This window comes from Photorhabdus luminescens subsp. luminescens, from assembly GCF_001083805.1.
Lineage (GTDB): Bacteria > Pseudomonadota > Gammaproteobacteria > Enterobacterales > Enterobacteriaceae > Photorhabdus > Photorhabdus luminescens.
On record NZ_JXSK01000015.1, the window covers coordinates 1 to 11,495 of the forward strand.

The 11,495-nt window shown below is 40.6% G+C and carries 13 protein-coding genes and 5 pseudogenes; 7 read left to right on the plus strand and 11 right to left on the minus strand.

Going from position 1 to position 11,495, the window contains the following annotated elements; genetic code table 11:
* The 7 genes and pseudogenes from TI10_RS22940 to TI10_RS24370 form a co-directional block, all read left to right on the plus strand.
* Positions 1–499: pseudogene (locus TI10_RS22940) on the plus strand (DapH/DapD/GlmU-related protein); the annotation flags it as partial.
* A 106-nt stretch (positions 500–605) separates the two neighbouring features.
* Positions 606–2,444: pseudogene (glmS, locus tag TI10_RS26755) on the plus strand (glutamine--fructose-6-phosphate transaminase (isomerizing)).
* A gap of 135 nt (positions 2,445–2,579) precedes the next feature.
* Positions 2,580–2,832 (plus strand): annotated as a pseudogene (locus TI10_RS24355) (type B 50S ribosomal protein L31).
* 18 nt (positions 2,833–2,850) lie between these two features.
* Positions 2,851–2,991, plus strand: a complete 141-nt coding sequence (gene ykgO, locus TI10_RS24360) for a type B 50S ribosomal protein L36 (RefSeq protein ID WP_074525105.1) — start codon at positions 2,851–2,853, stop codon at positions 2,989–2,991.
* 650 nt (positions 2,992–3,641) lie between these two features.
* Entirely contained in the window at positions 3,642–4,340 is a 699-nt protein-coding gene (locus TI10_RS26550) for a pyocin knob domain-containing protein (RefSeq protein WP_049585788.1), read from the plus strand.
* A 15-nt stretch (positions 4,341–4,355) separates the two neighbouring features.
* Positions 4,356–4,886: a tail fiber assembly protein gene (locus TI10_RS22955; protein WP_049585015.1), complete on the plus strand. Its 531-nt coding sequence runs from the start codon at positions 4,356–4,358 to the stop codon at positions 4,884–4,886.
* A 78-nt stretch (positions 4,887–4,964) separates the two neighbouring features.
* The gene (locus TI10_RS24370) at positions 4,965–5,057 is read left to right on the plus strand and encodes a tail fiber assembly protein (protein WP_074525106.1); all 93 of its coding nucleotides are present in this window, start codon (positions 4,965–4,967) and stop codon (positions 5,055–5,057) included.
* Between the two features lie 53 nt (positions 5,058–5,110).
* On the opposite strand, the gene TI10_RS22960 is transcribed toward TI10_RS24370, so the two are convergent.
* From TI10_RS22960 to TI10_RS22995, 11 genes and pseudogenes are all read right to left on the minus strand, one after another.
* Positions 5,111–5,707, minus strand: coding sequence for a tail fiber assembly protein (locus TI10_RS22960; protein WP_049585014.1), 597 nt, complete (start codon positions 5,705–5,707; stop codon positions 5,111–5,113).
* A complete protein-coding gene (locus tag TI10_RS26300; protein ID WP_053093485.1) occupies positions 5,707–5,931 on the minus strand; it encodes a hypothetical protein in 225 nt (74 codons plus the stop codon). The genes TI10_RS22960 and TI10_RS26300 overlap by 1 nt, the downstream gene beginning before the upstream one ends.
* Positions 5,932–6,016: 85 nt before the next feature.
* The gene (locus TI10_RS26305) at positions 6,017–6,163 is read right to left on the minus strand and encodes a phage tail protein (RefSeq protein ID WP_244161664.1); all 147 of its coding nucleotides are present in this window, start codon (positions 6,161–6,163) and stop codon (positions 6,017–6,019) included.
* Between the two features lie 5 nt (positions 6,164–6,168).
* Positions 6,169–7,296: a phage tail protein gene (locus TI10_RS22970; RefSeq protein WP_049585791.1), complete on the minus strand. Its 1,128-nt coding sequence runs from the start codon at positions 7,294–7,296 to the stop codon at positions 6,169–6,171.
* Positions 7,293–7,907, minus strand: a complete 615-nt coding sequence (locus tag TI10_RS22975) for a phage tail protein I (RefSeq protein ID WP_049585007.1) — start codon at positions 7,905–7,907, stop codon at positions 7,293–7,295. Before TI10_RS22975 ends, TI10_RS22970 begins: the two co-directional genes overlap by 4 nt.
* A pseudogene (locus tag TI10_RS22980) lies at positions 7,900–8,898 on the minus strand (baseplate assembly protein). Before TI10_RS22980 ends, TI10_RS22975 begins: the two are co-directional and overlap by 8 nt.
* A gap of 4 nt (positions 8,899–8,902) precedes the next feature.
* Positions 8,903–9,242: pseudogene (locus TI10_RS22985) on the minus strand (GPW/gp25 family protein).
* Positions 9,242–9,310: a hypothetical protein gene (locus TI10_RS26760; protein ID WP_244161699.1), complete on the minus strand. Its 69-nt coding sequence runs from the start codon at positions 9,308–9,310 to the stop codon at positions 9,242–9,244. Before TI10_RS26760 ends, TI10_RS22985 begins: the two are co-directional and overlap by 1 nt.
* Entirely contained in the window at positions 9,307–9,462 is a 156-nt protein-coding gene (locus TI10_RS25335; RefSeq protein WP_155416504.1) for a hypothetical protein, read from the minus strand. Before TI10_RS25335 ends, TI10_RS26760 begins: the two co-directional genes overlap by 4 nt.
* Positions 9,463–9,627: 165 nt before the next feature.
* On the minus strand, positions 9,628–9,879 hold the full coding sequence (locus tag TI10_RS26765) for a hypothetical protein (protein WP_053093503.1): 252 nt from the start codon (positions 9,877–9,879) through the stop codon (positions 9,628–9,630).
* Positions 9,880–10,442: 563 nt separating this feature from the next.
* A complete protein-coding gene (locus tag TI10_RS22995; protein ID WP_049585793.1) occupies positions 10,443–10,661 on the minus strand; it encodes a tail protein X in 219 nt (72 codons plus the stop codon).
* Between the last annotated feature and the right edge of the window lie 834 nt (positions 10,662–11,495).

Sequence of the window (11,495 nt, forward strand, 5' to 3'; positions counted from 1 at the left end):
GGTACTGGTTGTGTGTTGAAGAATTGTATTATTGGCGATGATTCTATTATTAGCCCTTATACAATTGTTGAAGATTCTGAAATGGAAACTGGCTGTACTGTTGGGCCTTTTGCTCGTTTGCGTCCCGGTTCTAAACTTGCTGAAAAAGCCCATGTAGGGAATTTCGTTGAGATGAAAAAATCTTACTTGGGTAAAGGTTCTAAAGCTGGACATTTGACTTATCTTGGCGACGCAGATATTGGTCGTGATGTAAATATTGGTGCAGGTACTATTACCTGTAACTACGACGGCGCTAATAAATTTAAAACCATTATTGGTGACGATGTTTTTGTTGGTTCTGATACTCAGCTTGTTGCTCCAGTGACTGTTGCTAAAGGCGCAACAATCGGAGCAGGGACAACAGTGACAAAAAAACATAGCTGAAAATGAACTGGTAGTAAGCAGAACTAAACAAACACATATTCAGGGGTGGAAACGCCCTGTGAAGGAAAAAAAATAAAATAATAATCCCACTCTACAGGCTCGGGGACCGGTAAAACCGGAAAACAATCAGGCTCTTGACATATAAAGGGCTTTCATCAGCCCTATTTTTAGGAATAAAACTGATGTGTGGAATTGTTGGTGCAGTAGCACAACGAGATATTGCAGAAATCCTGATTGAAGGATTACGTCGTTTGGAATACCGCGGTTACGACTCCGCCGGCTTGGCGGTTGTTGATAACGAAAAAAATATGCTTCGTCTGCGTGAAGTCGGTAAGGTACAAGTACTTGCTGATAAGGTTGATAAGCAGCAAGTACTTGGTGGGACAGGTATTGCTCATACCCGTTGGGCTACGCATGGTGAACCAAACGAGAAAAATGCTCACCCGCATATATCTGATTATATTGCCGTTGTTCACAACGGTATTATTGAAAATTATGAAGAATTGCGAGTTCAATTAATTGAACTCGGTTATCAGTTTATCTCGGATACTGATACGGAAGTTATTGCCCATCTTGTTCATTGGGAACAAAAACAAGGGGTACTTTGTTGGAGGCTATTCAACGAGTTATTCCTAGGCTACGCGGTGCTTATGGTGCAGTCATCATGGATAGCCGTGATCCTGGAACAATAATTGCTGCAAGATCCGGTAGTCCTTTGGTTATAGGCCTGGGTGTTGGAGAAAATTTTCTGGCGTCTGATCAGTTGGCGCTATTGCCTGTTACTCGTCGTTTTATCTTCCTTGAAGAAGGGGATATTGCTGAAATAACTCGTCGCACTGTGCGTATTTTTAATGCTCAGGGCAAACCGGTTGAACGGGAGCAGGTTGAATCCAATATTCAGTATGATGCTGGTGACAAAGGTGTTTATCGTCATTACATGCAAAAAGAGATCTATGAACAGCCAATGGCGATCAAAAGTACTTTAGAAAGGCGTTTGAGTCATGGGCAAGTAGATCTGTCTGAACTTGGTCCTAACGCCGCTGAATTATTAGCTAAAGTAGAGCATATTCAGATTGTTGCTTGTGGTACATCCTATAACGCGGGAATGGTTTCCCGTTATTGGTTTGAAGCATTGGCTGGTATTCCTTGTGATGTAGAAATTGCTTCTGAATTTCGTTACCGCAAATCAGCACGCCGTTCAGGAAGCTTACTGATCACCTTGTCTCAATCGGGTGAAACCGCAGATACATTGGCAGCACTGCGTTTATCTAAAGAGCTTGGATATCTCACATCGTTGACTGTCTGTAACGTAGCGGGTTCTTCTTTAGTACGTGAGTCTGATTTTGCTCTGATGACCAAAGCCGGCGCAGAAATTGGTGTTGCTTCAACTAAGGCGTTTACAACTCAGCTGACAGTATTACTGATGCTGGTGGCTTACCTTGGACGCTTGAAAGGTGTTGATGCAGATCAGGAGCAAGAAATTGTTCATGCATTACATGCACTACCAAGCCGTATCGAAGGCATGTTATCGAAAGATAAAATTATTGAAGCGCTGGCGGAAGATTTTTCTGACAAACCCACGCTTTGTTCCTTGGCCGTGGTGATCAATATCCGATTGCGGTTGAAGGGGCTTTGAAATTAAAAGAGATTCTTATATCCATGCTGAGCTTATGCTGCCGGTGAATTAAAACATGGCCCACTAGCACTGATTGATGCAGATATGCCGGTTATCATTGTAGCCTCCGAACAATGAACTGCTAGAAAAACTGAAATCTAATATCGAAGAAGTACGTGCCCGTGGTGGATTGCTATATGTGTTTGCTGATCAGGACGCGGGCTTTACTGATAGTGAAGGAATGAAGATTATTCCATTGCCGCATGTTGAAGAGCTGATTGCACCAATATTTTATACTGTGCCACTGCAATTGCTTTCCTATCATGTTGCTCTGATTAAAGGAACTGATGTTGATCAGCCTCGTAATTTGGCTAAATCAGTGGACCGTAGAATAATCGTTTTATAGTAAGACGTTGAAATAAGCCTCTGTACATTAAAAATACAGAGGCTTTTTTTGAGTTAAGAAAATTTATCATTATTTCTTGCCGATAAAAATAGATTACGCTATTGTAATGTTATATTATTACATTTTGGCGAAATTATGAAACCAGATATCCATCCAAACTACCGGGTAGTTGTATTTCACGATACTAGTGCTAATGCCTATTTTACAATTGGCTCCACGATTCGCACAGAACGGATAATTACCTTAATGGGAAGAATACCCATATGTCACTATTGATGTGTCATCAGAATCACATCCTTTTTATACGGGTAAGCAGAAAACCTTGTCTCAGGAAGGAAGCACTGCACGATTCCAGAAAAAATTCGGGCGTTTTATTGGTAATAAATAAATTGAGAGATCATAAAAAATGCAGGTGTTAAGTTCACTTAAAACAGTAAAAACTCGCCATCCGGATTGCAAAATTGTAAGCCGCCGTGGTCGATTATATGTTATTTGTAAATCTAATCCGCGTTTTAAGGCAGTTCAGGGAAAGAAAAAGAAACGTTGATGCTCAATTGCTAATGGTTGAACTCGCAGTTTATAACTGCGGGTTTTCTGTTCATATTTAATTTTATTTCTGATTGTCTTGGAAATAACTGACCTAAACTTTGTTTGGGAATGGAATTAGCATAATTAAACTTAATGTAAATAAAATTTATATTTTATGAGAAATGAAACTTCATTAGTGCTTGTTGTATAGTATAAAATTAAATATTAAATCAGTTGTTTTTGCTACAAATTTACCCTCCAAAATAGTTTATAATTTATTCTTATCAACACGTTTTTCATAAACTACAATTCTGGTCATTTATTGACACCTGAATATAGCCAATCTTCGCCATATGTAACCTTGCCTAATACCAATATGAAACTATTCTTTCTGAAATTTCACACATAAGTAAGTTTGAAAATCTTGGTTTAGTGGAAACGGTAAATTTGGCTAAAGGTGCAGTTCCAAAACAACCGGAAAGTGAATGGCAAAGTTCTAACTGAGGATATTAATATTACGTCTCAGGATATCTTTAATGGCAGGCAATATCCATCCCCGACAAAGCTAATTTAAATGATTATCAAACGCCAGGGCTTTATTATCAGGGTTTGAATGCACAAGCAGGATCTGGCAATAACTATCCTGAACCATTTGCAGGTTCACTTGTTGTGCTAAAAGCTGCTGGAATCATTCAACGCTATTTTATTTATAATAGCAGCCGAATACACACTCGTTCCTTAAATGACGTCGGAGTATGGACATCTTGGGCACAAGAATATAACACGCTGAATAAACCAGCGACGAGTGAGCTCGGTTTGATGGAAACCGTTACCAAAGCCGCAAACGCGTTGCAACGTAGCGGGGGCAATGTAACAGGTGACATAATTATTACTACTGACTCTATGCTAAGTTGGAACAGAAACACTGACTTCGCCTCTATCGGTTTTAAAAACACCGGAGATGGTGATACAGACTCCTATATGTGGTTCAGAACGGGAGATAATGGTAACGAATATTTCAAATGGCAGCATGCCCTCTCTGGAGGGCCAACCAATGAATGGATGAGTCTTAAATCTGATAATCTTCGGGTTAGAGGGTATCAAGTCTATCATGAAGGATATAGGCCAACCGCTGCGATTATTGGTACTTATACAAAATCAGAATCAGATACGCGTTATATTCAAGACATTCGCCTTGGCGCTAAAGAGAACGTGCAAGTACAGAAAAGCCCTGAAGACGAAGACGTAAGCGGGTATGCCATTATTGCTGTAATCAATGGAAATAGAGATAAGTTAGTTAACACCGTAAACCGTAGGCCAATACAGAAGAAGGTTAACGGTATATGGATGAATATATCTAATATTTAGTAAGGTGATGAATGTATGCAAAATATTAAAAATTTTTCCCAATACATACCTGACTCAAAACAAGCCAGAAAATTCATTGCGGATTTTAATGTCATTTATTTGAAGTCAGAAGACGGCCAAGACTGGTATGAATGCCAGAAAAGCTTTAACCCTGATACAATCAAAGTAATGTATGATTTTAATAATGTAATCCGTTCTATATCAGGAGATATATCAGCTTTTAACCCAGATGGAATGAGTGTGGCTGAGGTGAGTAATTTGCCTGATTCTTGTGATATTTCTGGTAAGTGGCAATATATAAATGGTGCTATTGTTCCGCGTAAGTACACAAAGGGCGAGTTAATTACTCAAGCAGAAAGACATAAAGAGGAACTGTTAGCCCTTGCCAGCAATAATATTGCCCCCTTACAGGATGCCATTGATCTGGACGAAGCAACTGCGGAAGAGATAGAGCAACTCAAAGCCTGGAAAAAATACCGAATGCAAGCAAACCGCATTGATCCCACTATAGCACCAGATATTGAGTGGCCTGCACAACCTGTATAAATAATATAGGCCCGCAGTTCACAAACCGCAGGCCTTTTTTCTACTCTGGCTTTTTAGGGTAATCAAAATGTTTATCCAATGCGCCAAGACCCACAGGAATGGAAAAAATACCGAGTCATACTTAACAGGGTTGATACTTCAAAGACATCGGAAATCGACAGGCCAATATAGCCTTAACTGAAAAAAGACCGGAGACAGAATAACGCCCGGTCTCGATAATTTTATTATGCTGGTATTTGTGGCCACTCAATATCTGAAGCCATTGAAGTATCAACACGGCTCAGTAATACCACATACTTCTTCCAGGCAAGCAATAATGTTTTCTCTGCGTCTGAGGCCATCTCAGTCTCAATAGCATATTGTAATAAAGTCATGGCTTCATCAGCCTGTTGGCGACGAGTGACACGTTGTTGTTCTGCCTGTTTAATCTGATTGGCTTTTTGAGCTTCAATGTCCGTTACCCATATTTCACCATCCCACTTGTCAAAATCGGTGCTTGGCTGTTTGAATGTCAGCATTTCTGGTAATTCACCAGGTTTAATGATTTCTTTCTGTTCCCCAGTTTGTGTGTCGTAGGCTATTTTTCCTCGATAATCTGGTACAATTTGCCAACCGGTTAAATCAGATGAACGGCAGGCGACATATCCCTCTTGGGTATCAGGTGGCACGTCTGCGCAGGAATTGGCAGGAAGACCGACACCAACGGGAAGATACTCATCAGAACTGTTTAAATATTCCAGCGTAATCGCATCGTAATTAAACACAACGATACTTCCGGTACTGATAGCAATATTATTTTTATCCAGTACAGCCTTATTCATCAGGTAATCCTCACAATGTAATTAAATGCCACGTTTCGTGGACGTGTTTCTATTCCTGTCGAAGCCGAAACCGCATTATCCATATAACCGAAACCACCAGCTCCCCTTCCAATAGCAATACCTAATCCACGAGGATCAATTCCGTAGTTAACGCCTTGGTGGACACTATTGAGAATATAACTTAGTGTACCCACCCCTCGATTCCACCATTTGAGTTGAACCACATCCGTCCAATCCTGTGACTATGTGGAGCAATATCTGCCAATTGAGAGGACAGTCGATATCGACTCAATATCTACCTCACGTCCATCATCCCAGCCCCGGATAAACTTCCGCTAATTTTGGATATAAAGACTTATCAAAGATTGCTCCATTACATTTCACCCACCCATTTGGTGGTATGTCAGTCGGCCAGGGAAGCGGTATTCCTACCGGGATCTCTTCAAATACAGACATGAGTATTATGCTGCCCTTACAATGTAGTTAAACGCTACGTTACGTGGCCTTGATACCCCTATATAAGTAGCACTGGTAGTCCAAGTCGTTGCTGAACCTCCAGAAGCTCTAGCTCTTAATTGAATATCTTTATTTTGGGGGGTATCCCACTGTAATTTCGTACGCTCATTAACTGAGAAGTTAACAACATTATCAGCAGGTTGATGAACTTCCTGTAGTAAATAAGACCCTTCTTGCCATACCAATAATGTACGATCTGGATCAACGCCACGTTTGTCATCCCAACCACGGATAAATTCACCCCGTAAATCGGGCAAATTACCACCAGGATAAGCCTTGGCTAATTCTGGAAATTTCGCTTTATCAAAGGCCGCGCCATTACATTGCAACCACCCATCCGGCAGTGTAGCCGTCGGCCAAGGAAGTGGTACACCTATCGGAATTAGCTTTTCCAATAAACCAAGGTTTTTCACAAAAGCATTTTTATCTGGGATATCCGCACCATTTTGGTTTTTTGCCAATTTACTATTAGCATTATCATAAGCTGCTTTTACTGCTTTGGGTGTTGCTGCTGTAGTTTCATCATTACTGTTAATGGCACTATTAAGTTTTGTAAAACCTTTCTCTGTCAACGTAGCATCTGGATGATTGCGGCTTTTTTCATGTTTCTGAATGGAGCTATCTACATAATCACGAGTTGCCAGAACTACAGAGGGATCGATTTTCAGCGTTACCGAATCCGTATTGCTAACAATCAAGATCATTCTGACAGTTTGTGTTCTACCTGAACCTTCCTGTAATTGTGGTTTATAGGTTTCTGGGCAGTTTGCTACCGCAATCAAGTTACCCTCACTGTCAAGCAAACCAATTTCACGCATCCACCAACCACCCTCACTTTCAGGGATAATTTGTTCGGCAATAATTTGGTTTGTGTTTACCGGATCGACACTTAATGTATTAATTGCAGCACGACGTTTTTCATTAACTAATTTGGTCTGATTGACATCAGGAGAGGGTAATTTACCACCACCATCACCAACAGCCATGTGGGTAATATCAACCTTTGTCCCCAAAGCAGCAGCATTTGCTAGCTTTGCCGCTCCCAGATTGGTTAGAATTGCAAAGTATTTCATTGTGAAATCCTCAATGTATCTGTTTCGATCAAATGAATTGCTGCCCCTAAAGGCATATTGTCGCTAGTTGTGATTATTTCAGGGAGATATTGGTAAATAGTAAGATCATCTCCACTATAACTCGTTGCAGCGCAATAAAATTCGCCCTTAACATCCAGATTGATTGACAAACCTATCAAATGACGGCTTACAGGCTTGGCATCAGAAATTAGCCGTTCTAACTCTAAAAAAGTTTCCTCGGTGATCCCGTTTTCCTGCACCCCTATCGCCAACCGGAATGTGCCGGGCGTTTCGTTGTTCAGCCACCATTCCTTTATCTGAATGAGATAACCAAGCGGTTCTACTACGCGACGGACGGCACCAATGGTTCCCTTATGTTTGTGCAGAAATAGCGAGTTTTTTATTACGTCCCGCTTAGTGCTTACGGGCCAGTTTTCGTCCCAGCGATCAACCGACCACGCCCACGCCAGATAGGGTAATAATTCTTCAGGGCAAGTATCAGGATTCCAGAGTTGGCGAAGTGGTACTGGAATATTTTGCAATTGCGAACACGCCTTAGCAGCAGCCAACTCCAAAACCGTAGAACCTGTTGGTAACAGGCGGTCATTCATCAGAGCCTCCTACTATCAAACCTGGATTTGGCTTGGAACAATCAGCAGCTTGTGTCTTACCTAATTCCAGTTTTGCACCGGTACAATAAGGAGCCTGATCTTTACACAGAATTATGTCCTTCGTCGGGCTCTCAGTTCTACCTGTTGTACTCCTGCGACATGCAGGGCAGCATAAATGGCAGATAACCGAATATCTCTCCCCAACTTATGTTGATCTAGCACGTACTTATCCATATTTTGTTGAGCCAATTTACGGATAGGTTCAGATTCAGGTGTCGGATAGAGATAAAGCACAGCATCAATTTGATATTCCACTATTTTGGCTGACTGCACTTTTACTCGATCAGCAACTGGTCTGACGTTTTCATCATTAAGCGCCACAATCACTTTATCCAGTAACTCTTGTGAAGCTACACCTTTATGCGCTTTATCTTCTTCGTCTTCTTTATCTTTTTCCCATATCCATTTCCGCGACAAAACAGTCACAGTTACATTGGCCGGAGATGGGCTGATAACGGAAACATCTGTAACAGTTTGATATTCACCTTTGTATTCATTTCTATTAGCACGAATACTTTCATTAACTTTAAGGGCATGATATTCATACGCCCCTATCGGCCCTGCAACACTTAGCCCTTCGAAGGCTCTTTGGATGCGATCACGGAAGGTACTATCAGGCTCCATAACTGCTCGAGTAACGTTATAGTTCGCCCCTAACTGGTCTAAATCGCTACTGGTTGCATAGGCCAACATTACTGCACGGGCAGCTTCATTAACCCGCTGGCGTAATATCAATTCCCGGTAAGCGTTTTCCTCAAGTAACTTAACCAGAGGTTCGGATTCCAATTCTAATGTTCGAGTAATAGCATCCCGTTGCTCTTCAGGATAAAAGAGATATCAATTTGGCTTTACGTTCAGCCAACAGGTTTTCATAATCCAGTGGCTCGACTACATTTGGTGGTGGCAACTGGCTCAGGTCAATGGTCGGCATTGTTTTACCTCACAGGGATAGATAGAGAAAACCCCCCGGCGGACTGCTGATAATGACGGAGATATTTACCGTCATTTGCCGTCTTGCTGGGTAGTTATGGTAATAGCTGTCAGATTAATCCTCGGTTCCCAGCGGCTGATAGCTGTGTAGGTGGCTGCCATAATTTGCAGGCGTAGAGCCGCATTTTGCGGCCAGTCAATTAATTCGGGTAGCAGAGAGCCATAAGTGCGCCGTTCCAAACGACTGCCAACGGGGGTTAGTAAGATATCGCTGACAGACTGGCGTACATGATCCAGATCCGTGAGGCTACGACCGGTTTGTCGGTTCATTCCAAGGTACATCATTATACTGGGTCTCCTGTTGTCGCACCGCCGGACATGACTCCAGTGTGTTTATGAGAATGTAGGGTCACACCATTAGAGCTGAGTTTTCCGCCTGTATTTTCAACATCACCTTCCAGCTTAGTTTTCCTTTTACAGCAAACTCTGGTGTTTCCAGTGTGAAGCCTTTGGCTACATCTGCTTTTACCGCCAGTGCATTTATCCCGACTTGTAGTGTTTTCATATCGATTTTGTTGACTGAAGTCAGTTCGATAGAATTGATTGCCTCAAGTTTGATTGAATTGAGTGCTTTGAGTGAGATATTTGTTGCTTCCAATTGCTACAGAATTTGAAGCCTGCACTAACCGCAGTCTTAATACCTGTTACCTTTAAGGCGCTGAATGCTGGTTCATACTCCATTACTGCCCCCATCAGGAAAGACAATATGGACAGCTTCCGCAGAAGCAGGCAATGCTGATGGGAATTGATCAGCAAAAGCAGTATCAACAGTTTTTCCAGAAACAGCCAATGGCTCAGGAAATTGATTAGAATAAACAGCCGGTAATACAAAGGAGGTGGTCAATTCACCACCAAACAGATAACAGCAAAACTTGCTCACCACGACTGGGAGCCCACCAAGTTCGGGAATTACTGCTCGCATTGTCAACCAAGGCCGCCAATCAGTTCGAGATTGCCTGTTGCAATTCGGCAAACTCCCCGTGGTGGTATCTACCTCGGTAACAACACCAGTTTCTGATCAAGTTACGCAATAAGCGCAAAAGTTCTGTTAGTTGTGTATCCATGGTTTGGAAAAATGCCATTTGCTGGTTGTGGGTTTATGTATGAAAGAATGCCAGCAAAGGTAGTTGCCAACATCAAAGAGGAATTGTAAGAAAGACAAAACAAGTTTCTTGAAAAGGGAAAATGTAACAGCATAAATTAAAAGCCTTTCCCGCAACCGAGAAAGCCCTTATGTAATCCGTGCTATTTTGTTAAAGCTTGACTCTAATAGTTAAAAAAATTCAAATTTGCGCTATTTGACTATATATTAAGTACAACATTCCAGATAATTTGATTTGAACACTGGTTATTCTTGTTTGAACAATGTAAACAACAATGTGCCCACAGTTTCAATCAATCCACTTTAACCGTTTTTATCTAGACAGATATAGATAAGTTTAATTTGCTGATATAGAGTGATAATTCTATTCAAAAACCACCAACTTAGTAATGGATATATTTATCCCATAGTTGCAAAATAGGTTTCGTTGTAGCTGTCATAATTTCCGGCATCTCAACTTCTGTACCGTGTGGCAGAATTACACCATATTCGGCCAATCCTGGGTTAACTAATAGTACCTGTTCTGTCATACCTTGAGTACGACCATAATGACGCCAGCATAAAGCATCAATAGTATCATTCTGCTGTGCAATTATTTTCATTAAGTATACCCTCTCTAATTTAATCAATATTGTTAAGTTAAAGTGTTATGGTGCGCTGAAAGTGAGAACAATGAAAGCAGTACAAATGAGAAGCAAGAAGCCACTTTTCAGAATTTAAATAATATATCTTCAAAATTTACTGAATTCATAGGGAAAATCTATTTTTCAGCTCATTTTCCAATGCAATCATTATCAACTTAGAAACTTTAGATTATTTATCATACAGAATTCCACATTTATCTGCTGCATTTATTCTTCAAGCGTTTCGTGGTAGTTAATAAGTTGTTTTGCAAGTGGTGTCGACAACTCAGCAATCCAAAACTAAAGCAAGTTCCTTATCTTCAGCATGATTACATTCACAACTCGTTGCCATTCTAGCTATAAAATTAATACGTTGCGCTATTACTGATTCCATAAGAAAGTCCACTGACAAACTTACCTCCGCATAACATAACTGTATATAGAACAGTACACTTTGATTAGAAAATTTAAAGTGGTTTTTTATCTTTTCTGGTAACTATATTTGATAGTGTTAATATATTAATTTGTTTTATTGAAATAATTAATGAAAAAGGTTTCTTTCTGATCACAATTCATTGTAATTAATAAGTTTTTCTTATTTTATCGCTTAGAAGATTTTTTCTCTTTATTTAGATGACATAGTTTCACAAAGTATATAGATTGAAATTTAGATGCCCATGATGCAATATCCCTTATGGATCTAATAAACTTATTTGGGATCACTATAGCTCTTAATTAGAGGGCTTTGTGGAGACAGCAAACTCACTAAACTGTACTTTCAATGAAAAAAAACATAACTGAGATAAAAATGGG